Source organism: Rudaea sp., from assembly GCF_047601565.1.
Lineage (GTDB): Bacteria > Pseudomonadota > Gammaproteobacteria > Xanthomonadales > Rhodanobacteraceae > Rudaea.
The window spans coordinates 1,377,136-1,394,403 of sequence record NZ_JASGIY010000001.1; the positions used below are offsets into that span (position 1 = coordinate 1,377,136).

21 protein-coding genes are annotated in these 17,268 nt (G+C 68.4%); 5 read left to right on the plus strand and 16 right to left on the minus strand.

The window, feature by feature from the left end; genetic code table 11:
- Positions 1–2 precede the first annotated feature (2 nt).
- From ureC to QM741_RS05915, 6 genes are all read right to left on the minus strand, one after another.
- Positions 3–1,715 (minus strand): urease subunit alpha, encoded by a 1,713-nt coding sequence (gene ureC / locus QM741_RS05890; RefSeq protein ID WP_415206793.1) that lies wholly within the window; start codon positions 1,713–1,715, stop codon positions 3–5.
- Positions 1,712–2,038, minus strand: coding sequence for an urease subunit beta (locus QM741_RS05895; RefSeq protein ID WP_415206794.1), 327 nt, complete (start codon positions 2,036–2,038; stop codon positions 1,712–1,714). Before QM741_RS05895 ends, ureC begins: the two co-directional genes overlap by 4 nt.
- A 46-nt stretch (positions 2,039–2,084) precedes the next feature.
- Positions 2,085–2,387 carry an urease subunit gamma gene (locus tag QM741_RS05900; RefSeq protein WP_415206795.1) on the minus strand — a complete coding sequence of 101 codons (303 nt, stop codon included), beginning with the start codon at positions 2,385–2,387 and terminating at the stop codon, positions 2,085–2,087.
- A gap of 9 nt (positions 2,388–2,396) precedes the next feature.
- Complete coding sequence (locus QM741_RS05905) at positions 2,397–3,281, minus strand: urease accessory protein UreD (RefSeq protein WP_415206796.1); 885 nt, start codon at positions 3,279–3,281, stop codon at positions 2,397–2,399.
- Positions 3,282–3,385: 104 nt separating this feature from the next.
- The gene (locus QM741_RS05910; protein WP_415206797.1) at positions 3,386–3,790 is read right to left on the minus strand and encodes a DUF4156 domain-containing protein; all 405 of its coding nucleotides are present in this window, start codon (positions 3,788–3,790) and stop codon (positions 3,386–3,388) included.
- Between the two features lie 198 nt (positions 3,791–3,988).
- Positions 3,989–6,916 carry a M16 family metallopeptidase gene (locus tag QM741_RS05915; protein ID WP_415206798.1) on the minus strand — a complete coding sequence of 976 codons (2,928 nt, stop codon included), beginning with the start codon at positions 6,914–6,916 and terminating at the stop codon, positions 3,989–3,991.
- Between the two features lie 436 nt (positions 6,917–7,352).
- On the opposite strand from QM741_RS05915, the gene QM741_RS05920 reads away from it, so the two are divergent.
- From QM741_RS05920 to trmL, 3 genes are all read left to right on the plus strand, one after another.
- Positions 7,353–7,607, plus strand: a complete 255-nt coding sequence (locus tag QM741_RS05920; RefSeq protein ID WP_415206799.1) for a hypothetical protein — start codon at positions 7,353–7,355, stop codon at positions 7,605–7,607.
- A 336-nt stretch (positions 7,608–7,943) separates the two neighbouring features.
- A complete protein-coding gene (locus tag QM741_RS05925) occupies positions 7,944–8,216 on the plus strand; it encodes a hypothetical protein (RefSeq protein ID WP_415206800.1) in 273 nt (90 codons plus the stop codon).
- A 74-nt stretch (positions 8,217–8,290) separates the two neighbouring features.
- Entirely contained in the window at positions 8,291–8,755 is a 465-nt protein-coding gene (trmL, locus tag QM741_RS05930; protein WP_415206801.1) for a tRNA (uridine(34)/cytosine(34)/5-carboxymethylaminomethyluridine(34)-2'-O)-methyltransferase TrmL, read from the plus strand.
- Positions 8,756–8,786: 31 nt separating this feature from the next.
- On the opposite strand, the gene QM741_RS05935 is transcribed toward trmL, so the two are convergent.
- From QM741_RS05935 to QM741_RS05955, 5 genes are all read right to left on the minus strand, one after another.
- Positions 8,787–9,797, minus strand: coding sequence for an NAD(P)H-dependent glycerol-3-phosphate dehydrogenase (locus QM741_RS05935; RefSeq protein ID WP_415206802.1), 1,011 nt, complete (start codon positions 9,795–9,797; stop codon positions 8,787–8,789).
- Between the two features lie 63 nt (positions 9,798–9,860).
- On the minus strand, positions 9,861–10,343 hold the full coding sequence (gene secB / locus QM741_RS05940; protein WP_415206803.1) for a protein-export chaperone SecB: 483 nt from the start codon (positions 10,341–10,343) through the stop codon (positions 9,861–9,863).
- Positions 10,344–10,421: 78 nt separating this feature from the next.
- Positions 10,422–10,862, minus strand: coding sequence for a rhodanese-like domain-containing protein (locus QM741_RS05945; protein WP_415206804.1), 441 nt, complete (start codon positions 10,860–10,862; stop codon positions 10,422–10,424).
- An 85-nt stretch (positions 10,863–10,947) separates the two neighbouring features.
- The gene (locus QM741_RS05950; RefSeq protein ID WP_415206805.1) at positions 10,948–11,355 is read right to left on the minus strand and encodes a hypothetical protein; all 408 of its coding nucleotides are present in this window, start codon (positions 11,353–11,355) and stop codon (positions 10,948–10,950) included.
- Positions 11,356–11,417: 62 nt separating this feature from the next.
- Positions 11,418–11,891 carry a YiiD C-terminal domain-containing protein gene (locus tag QM741_RS05955; protein WP_415206806.1) on the minus strand — a complete coding sequence of 158 codons (474 nt, stop codon included), beginning with the start codon at positions 11,889–11,891 and terminating at the stop codon, positions 11,418–11,420.
- 256 nt (positions 11,892–12,147) lie between these two features.
- Between QM741_RS05955 and QM741_RS05960 the strand changes: the two genes are divergently transcribed.
- Positions 12,148–12,936 carry a uroporphyrinogen-III synthase gene (locus QM741_RS05960; protein ID WP_415206807.1) on the plus strand — a complete coding sequence of 263 codons (789 nt, stop codon included), beginning with the start codon at positions 12,148–12,150 and terminating at the stop codon, positions 12,934–12,936.
- A 10-nt stretch (positions 12,937–12,946) separates the two neighbouring features.
- On the opposite strand, the gene xerC is transcribed toward QM741_RS05960, so the two are convergent.
- Genes xerC through lptM form a run of 4 tightly spaced genes read right to left on the minus strand, consistent with a single transcriptional unit; the run spans position 12,947 to position 15,703 of the window.
- The gene (gene xerC, locus QM741_RS05965; protein ID WP_415206808.1) at positions 12,947–13,852 is read right to left on the minus strand and encodes a tyrosine recombinase XerC; all 906 of its coding nucleotides are present in this window, start codon (positions 13,850–13,852) and stop codon (positions 12,947–12,949) included.
- Positions 13,849–14,547 (minus strand): DUF484 family protein, encoded by a 699-nt coding sequence (locus QM741_RS05970; RefSeq protein ID WP_415206809.1) that lies wholly within the window; start codon positions 14,545–14,547, stop codon positions 13,849–13,851. Before QM741_RS05970 ends, xerC begins: the two co-directional genes overlap by 4 nt.
- The gene (dapF, locus tag QM741_RS05975) at positions 14,540–15,367 is read right to left on the minus strand and encodes a diaminopimelate epimerase (protein ID WP_415206810.1); all 828 of its coding nucleotides are present in this window, start codon (positions 15,365–15,367) and stop codon (positions 14,540–14,542) included. Before dapF ends, QM741_RS05970 begins: the two co-directional genes overlap by 8 nt.
- A gap of 15 nt (positions 15,368–15,382) precedes the next feature.
- The gene (gene lptM / locus QM741_RS05980) at positions 15,383–15,703 is read right to left on the minus strand and encodes an LPS translocon maturation chaperone LptM (RefSeq protein ID WP_415206811.1); all 321 of its coding nucleotides are present in this window, start codon (positions 15,701–15,703) and stop codon (positions 15,383–15,385) included.
- On the opposite strand from lptM, the gene QM741_RS05985 reads away from it, so the two are divergent.
- A complete protein-coding gene (locus QM741_RS05985; protein WP_415206812.1) occupies positions 15,690–16,394 on the plus strand; it encodes a hypothetical protein in 705 nt (234 codons plus the stop codon). The genes lptM and QM741_RS05985 overlap by 14 nt on opposite strands.
- 10 nt (positions 16,395–16,404) lie before the next feature.
- On the opposite strand, the gene QM741_RS05990 is transcribed toward QM741_RS05985, so the two are convergent.
- Complete coding sequence (locus QM741_RS05990; RefSeq protein ID WP_415206813.1) at positions 16,405–17,184, minus strand: AraC family transcriptional regulator; 780 nt, start codon at positions 17,182–17,184, stop codon at positions 16,405–16,407.
- Positions 17,185–17,268 lie beyond the last annotated feature (84 nt).

A 17,268-nucleotide genomic window follows, 5' to 3' on the forward strand; every position in this document is an offset into this window, starting at 1 on the left:
GCTCAGAACAGAAAATAACGTTGCGCCATCGGCAACACCTTTGCCGGCTCGCAAGTCAGGAGTTCGCCGTCGGCGCGCACTTCGTAGGTTTCGGGATCGACCTCGATGTGCGGCATCGCGTCGTTGAGCATCATGCTGCGCTTGCCGATGCCGCCGCGCGTGTTCTTCACCGCGGCGAGCGGGCGCGTGAGGCCGAGCTTTTTCGCCTGATCGCTCGCGGCGAATGCCCCGCTGACGAACAGCAGCGAGGATTCGATGCGCGCGCGGCCGAACGCACCGAACATCGGCCGGTAGTGCACGGGCTGCGGCGTCGGGATGCTCGCGTTCGGATCGCCCATCGGCGCGGCGGCGATCGTGCCCGCCTTCAACACGTAGTCGGGCTTGACGCCGAAGAACGCGGGCGACCAGATCACGAGGTCGGCGAGCTTGCCGGCCTCGACCGAGCCGACGTGCTCGGCGATGCCGTGCGCGATCGCGGGATTGATCGTGTACTTGGCGATGTAGCGGCGCGCCCGGAAGTTGTCGCTGCGCGCGTCGTCGCCGCCGAGCGCGCCGCGCTGGCGCTTCATCTTGTCCGCGGTCTGCCAGCAGCGAATGATCGTTTCGCCGACGCGGCCCATCGCCTGCGAATCCGAACTCATCATCGAGAACGCGCCGAGGTCGTGCAGGATGTCCTCGGCAGCGATCGTCTCTTTGCGGATGCGGCTCTCGGCGAAGGCCACGTCCTCGGCGATCTTCGGATCGAGGTGGTGGCAGACCATGAGCATGTCGAGATGCTCGTCGAGCGTGTTGACCGTGTACGGCCGCGTCGGGTTTGTGCTCGACGGCAGCACGTTCGGCAAGCCGGCGACCTTGATGATGTCGGGCGCGTGGCCGCCGCCCGCGCCCTCGGTGTGGAACGCGTGGATCGTGCGGCCCTTGAACGCGGCGATCGTCGATTCGACGAAGCCCGATTCGTTGAGCGTGTCGGTGTGCAGCGTCGCCTGCACGTCGAGCGCGTCGCAGACGGACAGGCAGCAGTCGATCGCCGCGGGCGTGGTGCCCCAGTCCTCGTGCAGCTTCAAGCCGCAGGCGCCGGCCAGCACCATTTCCTCCAGCGCTTTCGGCTCGCTCGCATTGCCCTTGCCGAAAAAGCCGAGGTTCATCGGGAAACTTTCCGCGGCCTGCAGCATGCGCGCGAGATGCCACGGCCCCGGCGTACAGGTCGTCGCGAGCGTGCCGTGCGTGGGGCCGGTGCCGCCGCCGAGCATCGTCGTCACGCCCGCGTACAGCGCTTCGTCGATTTGTTGAGGGCAGATAAAGTGGATGTGCGCGTCGATGCCGCCCGCGGTGACGATCTTGCCTTCGCCCGCGATGATCTCGGTGCCGGGACCGATGACGATGTCGACGCCCGGCTGCACGTCGGGATTGCCGGCCTTGCCGATCTTCGCGATGCGGCCGTCGCGCAGGCCGATGTCGGCCTTGACGATTCCGCCGTGATCGAGGATCACCGCGTTGGTGACGACCGTGTCCATCGCGCCGTCCGCGCGCGCGGCCTGCGACTGGCCCATGCCGTCGCGGATCACCTTGCCGCCGCCGAACTTCACTTCCTCGCCGTAGACGGTGAAGTCCTTTTCGATGCGGATGAAAAGCTCCGTGTCGGCGAGGCGGATGCGGTCGCCCGTGGTCGGGCCGTACATGCCGGCATAGGCGCGGCGCGAGATCGTCATGCTCATGGCGTTTTGCCCCGCGCATCGAGCGCGCCCATGACTTCGCCGCGAAAGCCGACGGCCACGCGCGAGCCCGCATAGGGCACCAGCCTCACCTCGCGGCTCTGCCCCGGCTCGAAGCGGATCGCGGTGCCGGCGGGAATGTCGAGGCGCATTCCGCGCGCCCGGGCGCGATCGAATTGCAGAGCCGGATTGGTCTCGAAGAAGTGGTAGTGGCTGCCGACCTGGATCGGCCGGTCGCCGCTGTTGGCCACGGTCAACGCGATCGCTTCACGACCCGCGTTGAGTTCGATGTCGCCTTCGAGAGTGAGGATTTCGCCGGGGATCATTTTCTTCCTCCGTCATTCCAGCGAAAGCTGGAATGACCAGCACAATTCAACGTATCGGCTCATGCACCGTCACCAGTTTCGTGCCGTCGGGAAACGTCGCCTCGACCTGGATCTCGTGGATCATCTCGGCGACGCCGTCCATCACCTGCGCGCGGTTGAGCACCTTGGCGCCGGCCTGCATCAGTTCGGCCACGCTGCGCCCGTCGCGCGCGCCTTCGACGACAGCGTCGGTGATCAGCGCGACCGCCTCGGGATGATTCAACTTCACGCCGCGTTCGAGCCGCCGGCGCGCAACGATGGCGGCCATGGCGACCAGGAGCTTGTCTTTTTCGCGTGGCGTCAGGTTCATGGAAGGAGTTCAGCAATACCAGACTTGCGGAAGGCGGGGAGGGAATCCCATCGCGAGCGAGCGCACCGTTTCTGCGGCATGGATCACCGTGCGGCGCAAATGCGCGGCGTCGGCGGCGAGCAGGCGCACGATCAGCAGGCATTCGCGCGTCGTCGCGTGCGCGATCGCATCCGCTTCGTTCGCGGTCAGTCGGGCGCGAACCGGTTCGAGCAAGGCCGGCGCATCATCGGCCGCGTAGATCAGCGTGGCGCAGGCCGTCGCGTCGCCGAAGCCGAACGGCGCCGCGCGCACGGCGGCGATATCGCCGTCTAGATGCAGGCCGTCGAGATGCAGCGCGTCGGCGAAGATCAGGCGCCCGCCGCGCCGGATGCGCCAGGCGTCGTGGACGAAGCCGTGCGCGTAACGCTCGCCCATCGCCGCGCGGCCGAACACGAGGCTTTCGAGCGCGAGCAGGCGCGCTCCCGGCGCGAGGTCGGCGTCGAAGCGGCGGCGCAGGCGCGCACCGTCGAACAGGATCGTCTCCTGGGCGAGATATTCGGCATAGCCGCCCGCGCCGACCGCGACCTGCGCGTCGATGCGCGCGGGCTCGGCATCCACCAACGCGCGGTAGATCTTTTCCGCGGCCTGCGTGGTCAGCGTCGCGCGGGCCTGCGCGCCGACGGCGAATTCCGCTTGCAGGCGGTCGCCGCCGGTCAGGCCACCGCTCGTGGTCAGCAGCACGGCCTGGACGGGTTCGCCGGCATCGACATCGGGAAACAGCGCGCGGCACGGCGCGCGCTGGTAGAGATCGGCGAGGCGCGTTCTGCCGCCGCCGGCGGAAAACTCGATCCGCGCCCTGCCGTCCACGCGCTGGTGCGCGGCGACGGGGACGAGCGCGGGCTCGGACAGCGGCATCGCAATGCGATTCCTCGTGTGCGAGCGGGATGCGCTCGCTGCACTGCATCATTGCGGGAACGAGCGGCGCCGTCAATCACCTCCACCGACGCCGGCAGGACGCTTCAGTGCTCCTTGGCCGGAAACGTCTGAACGCCGTCCTGCGTTTCGGCCGGCTGGGAAACGACGCCGCGCTGGCGCAACCGGGTTTTGCCGCAGACGTACGCCTGGAAGCGCTGCGAGCCGTCTTTCGCCTCGGTGCGTGGAACGATGGTGTCGGCGGGCAGGTCGGCCGCCTCGTTGCGCGCCATCGTTTCGAGTTCGTCGGCGATCTTGTACTCGTTGCGGTGATACGGGCCGATCTTGTCGGCCACGGTGACCGCGACCGTGCCGGCATCGCGGCAGCCGGCGACGTTGCCGTCGTAGGCGACGCGCACGGCGTTGCCGCCGACGGTCGGCTCGACCCAGGTGCAGGCCGCCTGGAGCAAACCGAGGGAAAGTATAGAAATGGAAAACGCAGCGTTTTTCATGATGCTCCGAGATGTCGGCCCATTTGAGCCCGTTCGCCCTGAGCGTAGCGCCGAAGGCGCGAAGTCGAAGGGTACACGACGTTTCGATTCCGCTCGCTGCGCGAGCCACGCTCAACGCAAACGGTCAGGCTGGTCCATTGCTGAAAAAGATGGCCGGCATGAGCCGGCCACCGTTCGCAAATATGACGATGACGCGCCTTACTTTACTACGTTGCCATCGGCGTCGATCACCCTGGTTCCGCCGATCTTGAGGTCGCGCACCGGCTTTTCGATCTTCGCCAGGTCGCCGACGATGACCCAGGTCAGCGAGTCGGGCACGAACAGCGTCTTCGCCGCGGCGTCGACCTGGCCTTGCGTCTGCGCCTCGATCTTATGCTTCAGCGTCGGCACGTAGTCGTCCGGGCGGCCGTAGAGCTGGTTCGAGGCGAGCGCGCCGAGCACGGCGCCGGTGGTCTCGTAGCTGCCCGGCAAGGCACGCACGCGCTGCGCCTTGATCTTGGCGATCTCGGCATCGGTCGGCGGGTTGGCACCGGCGATGCTGTGCAGTTCCTTGAGCACCTCAGTGACGGACTCGGCGATCTTGTCGGTCTGCACGGGCGCCTGCACGATCAGCGGGCGCTGGCCGAGCGCATCCTGCAACGAGGAGCGCGCGCCGTAGGACCAGCGCTTGTCCTCGCGCAGGTTCATGTTGAGGCGCGAGGTGAACATGCCGCCGAACACGGAGTTCGCGGTCTGCTCCGGCAGATAGTCGGGCGAGGTGGTCGGATCGGCGAGGCTGCCGGCGAAGATCAGCGACTGCGGCGAATCCTTGCGGTCGATCAGGAACACGCGCGGCTTCGACTGCGCATCGACGTGGGCGATGTTCTTCGCCGGCAACGGCGTCGCCGGCGCGGCCCAGTCGCCGAACGCCTTGTCGAGCAGCGGCACGATGGTCGCGAGCGTGGTATCGCCGGCGACGAGTATCTTCACGTTGTCCGGGCGATACCAGGCCTGGTGAAACGCGGCGAGATCGCCGGCCTTCAGCGACTTGATCGCGCTTTCCGTGCCCGAGCCGGTGAACGGAATGCCGTAGGCGTGGTTCGCGCCATACAGCAGCGGCGGCAGCGTGCGCAGCGCCATGCCCTGCGGCTCGGTCTTTTCCTGCTCGATGCCGGCGAGCCATTGCGCGCGGATGCGCTCGATGTCGGCGTCGCGAAACGCGGGATTGCGCACGACGTCGGCGAACAGGCCGATCGACGGCGCGAGGCTCGCATTGAGCGCGTTGAGGCTGACGTTCGAGGTGTCGAGGCCGGTGCCGGAATGGATGATTGCGCCGAGGCTGTCGCGGCGAATCGCGATCTGCACCGAGTCCAGCGACTTCGTACCCTCGTCGAGCATCGCGCTGACGAAGCTCGCCGTGCCGAGCTTGTGGCCGTGGTCGGCCGCGTAGCCGGCGTTGAACTGCATCTGGATCTGGGTGACCGGGATCGTGTGGCGCTCGGCGAGCACGACTTCGATGCCGTTCTTGAGCTTGCCGCGCTGCACGGCCGGGAAGCTCAGCTCGGGGAACTGGCTGACGTCGGGCACGCCTTTCGCGCGATCCACGTCGCTTTTCGCGGTCGTGTAGTTCTTCGCCGGCGGCGTCACCGAGGCCGGCTTGCCGTCGCGCGCGGGCAGGCCCTTCACCGCCTTGTCCTCGGCGGCAAGGTCGGCGCCCGGCTTGGCCGGCACCACGGTCAGCGTGTAGTCGCCCTTGGCGATCCATTTGCGCGCGGCCTCGAGCACCGAAGCCGGCGTGGCCGCCGCGGCGCGCTCGAGATCGGTCTTGTACGCGGCCGGATCGCCGAGATAGACCTGGCTCTGCGCGAGGATCACCGCCTTGCCGCGGAAGCCGCCCACTTCTTCGAGGCCGCGGATGAAGCCGGCGCGCACCGAGGTCTGCGCGCGCGCGAGTTCGTCGGCGCTCGGGCCGTCCTTGAGGAACTTCGCCCACTCGTCGGCGATCGCCGCCTCGACCTTGGCCGGATCGACGCCCTTCTTCACGTCCGCGGTCAGCACGAACTGGCTGGCCAGTGCGAAGGTCTGCAGGTCGACGGAAACGTCATCGACGAGCTTGTCCCGATAAACCAGGCGCTGGTACAGGCGTGAGGTCTTGCCGCCGCCGAGCACCCAGGCAGCGAGATCGAGCAGCGGATTGTCGGGCGCGCCGAGCTGCGGCACGTTCCATTCGCGATAGAGGCGCACCTGCGCGACGTGGTCGGATTGCGTATCGCGCGTGGACGTGTCGCGCTGCGCGACCCACGGTTGCTGGCGCGGCACCGGCGGGCCGGCAGGAATGTCGCCGAAATACTTCTGCACCTTTTCCTTCGCCACGGCCGGCGTGATGTCGCCGGCGAGCACGACCGTGGTGTTGGCCGCGCCGTAATAGTCGCGGAACCATTGCTTGACGTCGTCGAGCGACGCGGCGTCGAGGTCGGCCATCGAGCCGATCGTGTCGTGCTGGTACGGATGGTTGGCCGGAAACGCGTTCGAAAGAATGTTCTGGTCGGTGCGTCCGTACGGACGGTTCTCGCCCTGGCGCTTTTCGTTCTGGACGACGCCGCGCTGGGTGTCGAGTTCGGGCTTGCCGATCGCCGAGAGCAGATGGCCCATGCGGTCGGACTCCATCCACAGCGCCATGTCGAGCGCCGTCGTCGGCACGGTCTCGAAATAATTGGTGCGGTCGAACCAAGTCGTGCCGTTCATGCCGGTCGCGCCGGCTTTCTCGAACGGGCCGAAATAGGTGCCCTTGTGGTTTTCCGAACCGGAGAACATCAGGTGTTCGAACAGATGCGCGAAGCCGGTCTTGCCGGCCGGCTCGTCGGCCGAGCCGACGTGGTACCAGATCGACACGGCGACGACGGGCGCCTTGTGGTCTTCATGCACGACCACGGTGAGACCGTTGTCGAGTTGGAACTTGGTGAACGGGATGTCGATCATGGGAGCTGCCGTCTGCGTGGTGTTCGCGGGTTTCGCGTCGTGCGTCGTGGCGGCGGTGACGCAACCGGTCGCGACGATCGCCAGCGCCAACGCGGTCGATTTGAACAAGCCGGTCCGGAACAAGCGGATCGGGGCGTGGGTAGAGCGCGACGTTGCGGGGGCCATCATTTCCTCCAGCGGGCGAAAAGCGAGCGAGCCTAACCGAGGGCGAGCGACCGGAGCAACGGCCGAAAGTCAGGGCCAGCAGCCCTGCCGTGCTGCGCGTCTTCCGCGCACGAATCGCATAATTCGTTGAATCTACTCGGCAAATTTCCTGAATAATTACTATACCAACGAGTTAGGTATTGGTTCAGGGACGCCCTCGTATGATGCGCCGCAACAAATCGTTCGTCAGCTCGATCCGCCTGCATACCCGCCCGAACGCCATTGCGCGACAGGACCGGGTCCCTCCAGAGCCCGATCTTCGAGGCCGCTACCGGCCGCACAGATTCCCCACCCGGAACCCGAATGCGGCCGACTTCGCAATGGCCGGGCATTCCCGTCGTCGCCGACGAACGAAACCCGCCAATGCCCCTACAGAAAAGAAACAAGCAAGGAGAAAAACATGGACTTCAGCACCCAGATCAAATGCACCATCGCCGCACTCGCGCTGTTCGCCGCGGTCGGCTGTGCCGCCCTCACGCGCGCCGAAACGGTGGCCAGGCCGGCGGCGGCCGACGTCGTGCACACGCGCATCGAAATCAGCGCTGCGACATCGATCGATGCCGACAGCGCCGCGACGGCCCGCGTGCACGTCGGCAACCCGATCGCGGTCGATGCGAACCCGACTGCCGCGGACATCGAACGCGCTTCGCGCTGATGCGCGGCGCCAAGTGATCGGCGCAGACCATTCGTTCGCAACGTTCGGCGAGCCCCGTGCTCGCCGATTCGTTTCCGCGTCGTGGGATTTTCAAAGCGTCGACCGCGGCGAACGGACGGACAGCGTTCGTCCGCGGACATTAGCGCACCCTGCCACAAGTCATGCGCGCGCGTCGCGCCGAGCGAGCGCAGCCATGCCGGAAGTCACGATCGCGGAACTTCGTGCAACCCGAAGCCTCGATAACGCATCGAAATCGTCAAACAAAACGCGAATCCGCCATCGTTGGCACAGGGTTTGCTTTTTGCACAAATACCAAAGTATACGAAGGAGCACACCATGAATCTTTCCACCCACATCCACCGCGGCCTCGTCGCCATCGCACTGTGCGCGGCCGTGAGCGCCTATGCCGTTGCCGCCCCGCATCCGACCGTCACCGTCGGCGCGCCGCAGGAGATGCAGAGGCTCGGCACGGTCACCGTCACCGCCGCGCACGGCGACAGCGACGACCGCGTCGTCTACACCGAGGTGCAAGGCAAAGCGCGCGTGACGGTCGGCGAACCGATCACGATCGGCCCGAAGGAAGCGTCGCCGCAGCTCGCGATGCGTTGAAGCTTTTCCTTCTCCCGCCGGGAGAAGGAAAGCGAGGCTTGTCGCGGCCCGCAGCACCGCGAAATAATCGCTACATGCTGCACGTCGTCCTCTATCAGCCCGAGATCCCGCCCAACACCGGCAACGTGATCCGCCTCTGCGCGAATTCGGGTGCGCGCCTGCACCTGATTCGCCCGCTCGGCTTCGAGCTCGACGACGCCAGGCTTCGCCGCGCCGGCCTCGACTACCACGAGTTCGCAGCGCTCGCCGTGCACGAGGACTTCGATGCCTTCGTCGCGAACGTGAAACCGGCGAGGTCGTTCGCGCTGTCGACGCGCGGCCGCACTTTGTATACGGATGCGCAATTCGGCGCAGGCGATGCCGTCGTGTTCGGCCCCGAGACGCGCGGCCTGCCGCAGGCCTTGCTCGATTCGCTGCCGGCGGAGCGTACCTTGCGCCTGCCGATGCGTCCGGACAACCGCAGTCTGAACCTGTCGAACGCGGTCGCCGTGGTCGTCTACGAAGCCTGGCGCCAGCAGGGCTTTGCCGGCGGCGCGTAGTCGCAAAGGCAAGAAGTTCTTCCGCGTTCGATCACGACGGATACTCGGGCTTACGCTCGCGCGCGAGCAGTTCGCGCAAGCCTTCGGCCGGCGTGATCTCTTCGTGCAGCACGCGCTGCACGCCGCGCGAGATCGGCAGTTCGATGCCGTGTTCGTTGGCGAGGCGCATCACCGTGTCGACGGTCTCGATGCTCTCGACGACCTGGCCGATCTGCGCGACGGCGTCCTTCAAACTCGTGCCGCGGCCGAGCGCGAGGCCGAGGCGGCGGTTGCGCGAGAGATCGCCGGTGCAGGTCAGCACGAGGTCGCCGAGGCCGGCGAGGCCCATCAGCGTTTCCGGGCGCGCGCCGATCGCGGCGCCGAGGCGCAGCATCTCGTTGAGGCCGCGCGTGATCATGCCGGCGCGCGCGTTGAGGCCGAGCTGCATGCCGTCGGCCACGCCGGTGGCGACGGCGAGCACGTTCTTCATCGCGCCGCCGAGTTCGGTGCCGACCACGTCGTTGCCGGTATAGGCGCGGAAATTCGTCGCGTGCAGCAACTGCGCGACGGTATGCGCGAAGGCGTTGCTGGCCGAATGCACGGTCACCGCGGTCGGCAGGCCCTGCGCGACCTCGCGCGCGAACGAGGGGCCGGTGACGATCGCCGCGGGCACGCCGGGCAGGCGCTCGGCGACGATCTCGTGCAGGAAGCGGCCCGAGACCGGATCGAAGCCCTTGGTGGCCCAGGCCACGCCCGCACCGGGCGCGACGTCGGCGGTGATGCGTTCGATCAATTCCGCGAACGCATGGCTCGGCGTGACGACCAGCAGCACCTGCGCGCCGCGCACGGCGGCGGCAAGGTCGGCTTCGCATTCCAGCGATGCCGGCAATTCCATTTCCGGCAGGTAGCGCGCGTTGCGCCGCGTCGCGCGCATCGCCGCGAGCGCCTGCGCGTCGCGGCCCCACAGCGTGGTCGGCGCGCCGTTGCGCGCGAGCACGGCGGCAAGCGCCGTGCCCCACGATCCCGCGCCGAGTACCGCAACGGCAGGTTTGTTATCGCTCACTTAAAAAAGCGCGGCCACGGATGGCCGCTTTTTGACTGTCGCGATCAGGGACGAGCGCAAAGATCACGCGTTGCCCGACAGGCCCTGCCCTTCGGCCTGGCGGCGCTGCTGCTCGGCGTAGAGCGCGTCGAAGTTGATCGGCTGCAAGAGGAACGGAGGAAAGCCGCCGTTCTGGATCAGGTCGGAGATGACCTGGCGCGCGTACGGGAACAACACGTTCGGGCAATAGGTGGCGAGCACCGCGTCGCGCGAGGGCGCGTCGAAGCCGAGCACGCTGAACACGCCGGCCTGCTGCACTTCGGCGAGGTAGGCGGTCCTCTCTTCGAGCTTGCAGGTCACGGTGACCGTGAGCACGACTTCGTAGACGTCCTGCGCCAGCGTGCCCACCTTGTGCTCGAGGTTGAGCTGCACCTGCGGTTGGCCTTGCTCCTGGAAGATCTGCGGCGCGTTCGGCACCTCGAACGAGGCGTCCTTGACGTAGACCTTCTGCAATTGCAGTTGCGCGCCGGCCTGGCCCGCGCCGTTGCTGGAAATTTCTTCTGCCATCTTGAACACTCCGAATGAAAACCAAAGACAAACCCATAAATTATCCCATGCGCGCGCCGCGCGCGCACGGACACCGGATCAACGCCCCTTCGCCACCGGCAGATTCGCCTCGCGCCACGCGGCGAGGCCGCCGCCGAGCCAGAACACCTGCTTGAAGCCGGCCTTGACCAACCTGGCCGCCGCCTGTGCCGAGGTGGTGCCGGCGCGGCAGTAGACCGCGACGGGGCGCTCCTTCACCGGCGCCAGATCCTTGTTCTCGGGATCGAACTGGCTCAGCTGCACGTTGCGCGCGCCGGGGATGTGCGCCTTCTCGAAATCCGCCGGCGCCGACAGGTCCACGAGCAGCGGGCTTTCGCGGTTGATGAGCTGGGTCAGCGCCGCGGGCGTCAGCTCGCGGTAGCCGCGAAACAGGCGCGAGAACTCGTTGCCGATCAGGCTGACGAGCACGACCGCGAACAGCATCGCGAGGACGAGATGATGGCCGGCGAATTCCGGCAGGCGATGGAGGATTTCGGACATGGGGTTCGGGCGCGGCCTGCGCCGGCGGATGCGAGCGGGCGCGGATTATCCGCCAGAGCGCGCCCGCACGCAAAGCCGGGGCGATTCAGCGCTGGGTGAGGTCGGGCAGGCCGGTGACCAACCACCAGCGCTTGTTCTTGCCGTCGTAGCGCCAGCGTTGGCGGTCGAGCACGCTGCGCACGGACTGCGTGTTGTTGTTGGTCACCACGATCTCGGCCACCAGCGCGACCTCGTCGTCGCCGAGCGAGCGCGGCGGTTGCGCGGTGTAGCCGCTGATGCGCACCTGCCGGAAGCGCTGCCGGTCCAGATCCGTCAGCGGATGCTGCCTGAGCGTTTCCGGATCGACGAAGGCGACCGCATCTTCCGGATTGCCCCAGCGGATCGTCGCCGCATAGCTTTCCAGGGTCGCGTCGAGCGCGTCGCCCTTCGTGTTCGGCGTGGCGCAGCCGGCGAGGAGACTCAGCGAAATCAGCAGGGCGGCGAGGCGCGGCATGGGCGGGATTCCGGAAGCGTCGGCGGCCATTGTATACGCGGGCGCGGGCCGCGGCGGCAGACTCATTTCGCGCCGCGGATCGCCACGAAGCGCGAGTCGAGCGTGCAGGCGTCCTTGCCGTCGGCGAGCGGCACGCGGCAGTCCACGCGCAGGCGCGCGCGGCCGCGTTCCGCCAGCGCGGCGAGGAACGCGTCCCACGATTCGCCCTCGGCCAGGCGCGCCAGCGCGGACAGTTCGCCCCACACTGGGGCGAGATAGCGGATCGTCGAATCCTGCACGTAGATGTCGCAGGCGATGTTCCGCGAGGCGAGTTTCAGCGCGACCAGTCCCCAGCCGGCGAGCGTGGCCAGGCCGGCGAGGCTGCCGCCGAATGCGCAGCCCTTGTCGTTGACGTTCGGCGCCAGCGGCGCGGCCAGCGTCAGCGTGTCGCCGTCGTAGCCGCGCAGCGCGATCTGCATCGCGCGCGTCAGCGGGATCGCGTCGAGCAGCGAATCGAGCCGCGCGTGCGCGAAAGCGGGGTCGAGTGCGGGTTTCATCGCGGACATCATGGAACGAGGCGCGTAGTGTGCGCAGCCCGACTGCCGCGATCAAGCGCGGGTCAACCCGCATTTCTCACAGCCCTCCTGCTGCGGCCGCCGATCCATCCGTCCTGACGCGCGCTGCTCCCTCAGCCGGACTCGACGTACTGTCGAGTACGCCTTCGTCCGTCTTCAGTGCGCATCGCGCGTCAGGGCGGCGTCTCGGCGCCCTCGCGACGGAGGACTGTGAGAAATGCGGGTTAAAGTATGCGGCATGTCGAACAGGAACCGTCTTTCGTTGGCCGGCGCCGCGGTGGTCGTCACGCGGCCGGCGGCGTCGGCCGGCGCGCTCAAGCGGCGCATCGCCGCGCGCGGCGGCGCGCCGCTCGGGCTGCCGGGCGTCGGCATCCGCGCGATCGAAGACGCCGCCGCGGCGCGCGGCGCGCTGCGCACGGCGCGCGATGCGGACCTCGCGATCTTCGTCAGCCCCAATGCCGTGCGCCATGCGTTCGCGCTGCTGCCCGCTCTGCGCTTCGCGCGCGCCACGCAGGTCTGCGCGGTCGGCCATGCGACCGCGCGCGCCCTGGCGCGGCACGGCGTGCGCAACGCGATCGCGCCGGCGCAGCGGCAGGACAGCGAAGGCCTGCTCGCGCTGCCCGCGCTCGCGGACCTGCGCCGCCGCCGCGTCGCGCTGATCGGCGCGCCGGGCGGCCGCGAGCTGTTGCCGGCCGCGCTGCGCGCGCGCGGAGCGATGCTGCAAAGTATCCATGTATACCGGCGCGCGGCGCCGCGCTGGGACCGTCGCCACTTCGCCGCGCTCGAAAATGCGGCACCGCCGCTGCTGACGCTGCTGTCGAGCGCCGACGTGCTTTCCCGTCTCGAACGCGGCCTGCCGCCGCGACTGTTCGCACGGCTCGTCGAAGGCGAGTGCGTCGCGAGCAGCCCGCGCCTCGCTCACGCCGCGCGCGCGGCGGGATTCGCCCGCGTGCACATCGCCGCGTCGGCGGGCACGCGCGACATGATCGTCGCGGCCGAGGCCGCATTGGCGCGGCACCGGCTTTGATTTCCGGCGCTCACTGCGCCTTCGCGCGCCGCCGCGCACGCGGATGTGCGGCGTCGTAGACGCGCGCCAGATGCTGGAAATCGAGGTGCGTGTAGATCTGCGTCGTGGCGATGTCGGCATGGCCGAGCAGTTCCTGCACGGCGCGCAGGTCGCCCGAGGATTCGAGCAGGTGGCTGGCGAACGAGTGGCGCAACAGGTGCGGGTAGACGCGGCGTTCGATGCCCTGCGCGCACGCCCATGCCTGCATGCGCGCACGCACGCTCGCCGCCGCGATCGGCGCGCCGTTGCGGCCGCGGAACACGGGCTCGTCCTCGCTCGTCACCCGTTCGAGGTTGCGCAGCGCGCGCAGGGCGTCGAGCGCCTTCGAACCGACCGGCACGACGCGCGTCTTGCGGCCCTTGCCGGTGACGCGCACGCTCGCGTCGGCGAGGTCGAGGTCGCGCCATTTCAGGCCGGTCAATTCGGAAATGCGCAGTCCGCTCGAATAGAGCAGCTCGAGAATCGCGCGGTCGCGCGTGGCCGCGGCGCCGTCGGTGGGAATCTCGACGAGCTTCTGCATCTGGTCGACGTCGAGCACTTGCGGCAGTTTGCGCGGCGCCTTCGGCGCACGAACGCCGGCGGCGGGATCGTGTTTGAGTTCGCCCGAACGCAGCAGGAACTTGAACAGGCTGCGGCAGGCGGAAAGGCGCGCCTGCAACGTCTTCGGCGCGATGCCGGCGCGATGCTCGCCGGCGATGAAGCTGCGCACGGCATCGCTGCGCAGCGCGGACCACTCGGCGATATCGCGCGCGTTCGCGTATTCGACGAGCCGCGTCAGGTCATGGCGATAGCGGATCAACGTCTGCGGCGAGTAGTTCCTCTCGACCTTGAGATAGTCGAGGAACCGCTCGACCGTCGCGGCCAAAGTCCCGCTCATCGACGTGCCGGAAATCTCGCGATCGCGGCCGCCACGGTTTCCGCGATCAGCGTGAGGAACGTCGTGCCCATGCCCGGATGGAAGCGGTTCGCGTCCACGCTGCCGATCGCGAGCAGGCCGAGCGGCGCCTCGCGCGCGCCGAGCGCGAGCAGCGCGGACGAGCGCACTTCGTGCGCGTGCTGGCCGAACAGAAAGTCCAGCTTCTCCGGCTGCAAGCGTCCGCACAACGCTTCACCGCCGGCGAGGAACTCGGCGAACTCGGGCAGCGCCGACGCGCCCTGCGGCTGCACGATCAGCCAGTCCGCGGCCGGCAGTTCCGGATCGGCGCGCAGCAGCGCCAGGCGCACGAACTCGGTCGAGAAATCCTCGCGCAAGCCGGCGACGACGCGGCGCACGCTGCCGGCCAGCGTCGCCTCGCGCATCAGCGAGAGGTTGAGCGCGTGCACGCGCCGCACGAGCTGCTCGTTCTCGTTGGCGATGTTGACCAGCTCGGTCAGGCGCCGGCCGAGTTCGCGGTTCTTGTCGCGCAGCACGTCGAGCTGGTAGCTCGCGAGCGACGTCGTCTTGCCTTCCTCGCGCGGCGGCAGCAGCGTCAGCGCGAGATCGGGATAGTCGTGCAGGAAGGCCGGATGGCGGCGCAGGTAGCTCGCCACCTCGGCCGGCGTGACCGAGTCCTTGATCGGGGTGTCATTCATTCCAGTCTCCCTCATAGACGAATGCGGCGGGGCCGCTCATCCACAGCGTGTGGCCCGGGCCGTCCCAGCGGATGTCGAGCCTTCCGCCCGGCAGGTCGGCCGCGACCGCGGCGTCGACGCGCGCACGCCGCCGCAGCACGGCGACCGCGGCGCAGGCGCCGGTGCCGCAGGCCAGCGTCTCGCCGACGCCGCGCTCGCGCACGCGCAGGCGCACGTGCGCGCGATCGACGACCTGCGCCACGCCGACGTTGCAGCTTTGTGGAAAATGCGCACTTGTGGACAATGCCGCACCGATCCGCGCCAGCGGCGCGGCGGCGACGTCGGCGACCTCGACCACGGCGTGCGGGTTGCCCATCGACACGGCGCCGAATTCGATCCGCCCGCCTTCGGTCGCCAGAACGTAGGGATCGGCGGCCGGCAACGCCAGCGGAACCTCGTCGGGCGCGAAGCGCGGCTCGCCCATGTCGACGCGCACGCGGCCGTCTTCGAGCAGTTCCACCGCGACCGGCCCCGAGGGACTTTCCAGCCGCGTCGCGCCCGCGCCGAGCACGCCCGCGCGACGCAGCCACGCGGCGACGCAGCGCACGCCGTTGCCGCACTGCCCGCTGCTCGAGCCGTCGGCGTTGTAGATGCCGTAGTAAAACAGGCAGGACGGATCGCGCGCGGGCTCGATCGTCAGCAACTGGTCGAAGCCGACGCCCGTGTGGCGATCGGCGATGCGCGCGATCCGCGCCGGATCGCGCGCGAACGGCTGCGTGCGGCAATCGAGCACGACGAAGTCGTTGCCGATGCCGTGCATCTTGGTGAAATGCAGACTCATCGCCGGCGCCGCATTTCAGCGCTGGGTCGCCGCGCCGTCCGTCGCCGTCTTCTGCGCCGGTTGCGCGCCGCTTGCGGGTGGGGCTTTTTCGTCCTTGTCCCGCTGCGCGGCCGGCTTGTCCGGCAGCACGAGCGGGCCCTTGTTGCCGCAGGCGCACAGCAGCACGGGCAGCAGAAGCGCCGTCAGGAACATCGGTCGGCGGAAGCAGGGCATGGAAACGTCGCTGTTTGTTGCGCTGCGCGGAGTATAGCGTGCAAAACCCGCCGGACGGTCGCGTTCTCCGGTAGAGTGGCTTTTCGACCCGGCATTTCCTCCGCAGCGCATGGCCAACCGCATTCTGGCGCTCCTTGGCGACGATTTTCTTCCGGCCACGCTGCTCGTCGCCGGCCTTTTCGCGCTGGCGCTCGCCCTCGCGCAACTGCGCGCGTGCCTGCGCCACGCGCAGGCACGCAAACCGTTCGCCTTTTTTTACCGCGGTCTCTGGCTGCTTCTGTTCGCCCTGCTCGCCCTGGCCGCCGGCGGTACGAGCGTGGTCCTGCGCGGCTATCGGCTGCTGACGCAGGAAACCCTCGTGGCATGGATTCGCGCGCGGCAGACGGCACCGCAGCAGTTCGAGGTCGGCGTCGAATTTCCCGATGGCTGGCGCCGAACGGCCACGCTGCGCGGCGACGACTGGCAACTCGACGTGCACGTGGTCAAGTGGACGACCGCGGCCGTCATGCTGCACGCGCCGCCGTTGTTCCACGTCGATCGTCTGACCGGACGCTATCGCGACGCGGCGCAGGCGCAAGCGCTGCCGCCGAGCGTGCTCGATCTCGGCAGCGATTCGCCGTTCGACCTGTGGCGCATCCAGCAGCGCTTTTCCCGGCGCCTGCCCTGGATCGACGTCGAATACGGCAGCAGCGCATACCTGCCGATGGTCGACGGCGCGCGCTACGCCGTGACGCTGAGCCCGCTCGGCGGCCTGATCGCGCGTCCGGCGGACGTGGACAGCGCGGCGAAACTGGGCAACATCCCGCAGCATTGAAGCCGGTTCTTCAGACCGCGGCGGTGGCCCCCGCATACGCGCTCGGCGCCAGGCCGGTCTGGGCGCGGAACATCTGCGTGAACGCGGACGGATTGGCGTAGCCGAAGTCGAGCGCGATCGCGGTCACCGACTCGCCGGCCGCGAGCCTCGGCAGCGCCGCGATCACGCACGCCTGCCGGCACCAGGCCGCGAAGCTCGTGCCGGTCTGCTCGCGGAACAGGCGCGTGAACGAGCGCCGGCTCAGGTTCAGCGCCGCGCTCCAGTCGTCGATGGTTTCGTGCGGCGTGGGCTTGTCGAGAAACGCGCGGCAGCGCGCGGCCAGCCTCGGCGAGGTCGGCAGGCCGATGTTGAGCGGCAGCGTCGGCAGGGTTTCGATCTCGGCGATCAAGAGGCGCATGATCAGGCCGGCGCGCGCGTGCACGTCGTACTTCGCCGGCAGGTCCACCGCTTCGAGCAGCAGCGCGCGCGCGAGCGGCGTGATGCCGAGCACCCGGCATTCGACCGGCAATTTCCGGCTGACCGCCGGTTCGAGGAAGATGCTGCGCGTGGTGACCGGGCCGACCGCGTAGACGTCGTGGTAGACCCCGGCCGGAATCCACAGCGCGCGCTGCGGCGGTACCACCCAGCGGCCCTGCGGCGCGGTCACGATCATCAGCCCGGTCGCGCCGTAGAGCAACTGGTTGCGCCGATGCTGGTGCGAGCCGCGCGCGACGCCGGGGGCGTAGTCGTTGCCGACCGAGATGATCGGCCGCGGCACGGATTCGTAGTCGTCGACGTTGGCGTTGCGCATGGGTTTCCTACGCTCGTCATCCCGGCTTTCGCCGGGATGACGAGCAAAAAACGCATTGGCCCAACCCAGTAGATCAATGACCTG

Coding starts and splice junctions, on each gene's coding strand:
- QM741_RS05920 (WP_415206799.1), top strand. CDS start 7,353: ATGGACTTCAGCACCCAGATCAAATGCACCATCGCCGCACTCGCGCTG.
- QM741_RS05990 (WP_415206813.1), bottom strand. CDS start 17,184: ATGCGCAACGCCAACGTCGACGACTACGAATCCGTGCCGCGGCCGATC.
- QM741_RS05945 (WP_415206804.1), bottom strand. CDS start 10,862: ATGTCCGAAATCCTCCATCGCCTGCCGGAATTCGCCGGCCATCATCTC.
- QM741_RS05925 (WP_415206800.1), top strand. CDS start 7,944: ATGAATCTTTCCACCCACATCCACCGCGGCCTCGTCGCCATCGCACTG.
- QM741_RS05900 (WP_415206795.1), bottom strand. CDS start 2,387: ATGAACCTGACGCCACGCGAAAAAGACAAGCTCCTGGTCGCCATGGCC.
- QM741_RS05910 (WP_415206797.1), bottom strand. CDS start 3,790: ATGAAAAACGCTGCGTTTTCCATTTCTATACTTTCCCTCGGTTTGCTC.
- trmL (WP_415206801.1), top strand. CDS start 8,291: ATGCTGCACGTCGTCCTCTATCAGCCCGAGATCCCGCCCAACACCGGC.
- QM741_RS05895 (WP_415206794.1), bottom strand. CDS start 2,038: ATGATCCCCGGCGAAATCCTCACTCTCGAAGGCGACATCGAACTCAAC.
- QM741_RS05955 (WP_415206806.1), bottom strand. CDS start 11,891: ATGAAACCCGCACTCGACCCCGCTTTCGCGCACGCGCGGCTCGATTCG.
- QM741_RS05950 (WP_415206805.1), bottom strand. CDS start 11,355: ATGCCGCGCCTCGCCGCCCTGCTGATTTCGCTGAGTCTCCTCGCCGGC.
- ureC (WP_415206793.1), bottom strand. CDS start 1,715: ATGAGCATGACGATCTCGCGCCGCGCCTATGCCGGCATGTACGGCCCG.
- QM741_RS05970 (WP_415206809.1), bottom strand. CDS start 14,547: ATGAATGACACCCCGATCAAGGACTCGGTCACGCCGGCCGAGGTGGCG.
- dapF (WP_415206810.1), bottom strand. CDS start 15,367: ATGAGTCTGCATTTCACCAAGATGCACGGCATCGGCAACGACTTCGTC.
- QM741_RS05960 (WP_415206807.1), top strand. CDS start 12,148: ATGTCGAACAGGAACCGTCTTTCGTTGGCCGGCGCCGCGGTGGTCGTC.
- xerC (WP_415206808.1), bottom strand. CDS start 13,852: ATGAGCGGGACTTTGGCCGCGACGGTCGAGCGGTTCCTCGACTATCTC.
- secB (WP_415206803.1), bottom strand. CDS start 10,343: ATGGCAGAAGAAATTTCCAGCAACGGCGCGGGCCAGGCCGGCGCGCAA.
- QM741_RS05915 (WP_415206798.1), bottom strand. CDS start 6,916: ATGATGGCCCCCGCAACGTCGCGCTCTACCCACGCCCCGATCCGCTTG.
- QM741_RS05985 (WP_415206812.1), top strand. CDS start 15,690: ATGGCCAACCGCATTCTGGCGCTCCTTGGCGACGATTTTCTTCCGGCC.
- lptM (WP_415206811.1), bottom strand. CDS start 15,703: ATGCGGTTGGCCATGCGCTGCGGAGGAAATGCCGGGTCGAAAAGCCAC.
- QM741_RS05905 (WP_415206796.1), bottom strand. CDS start 3,281: ATGCCGCTGTCCGAGCCCGCGCTCGTCCCCGTCGCCGCGCACCAGCGC.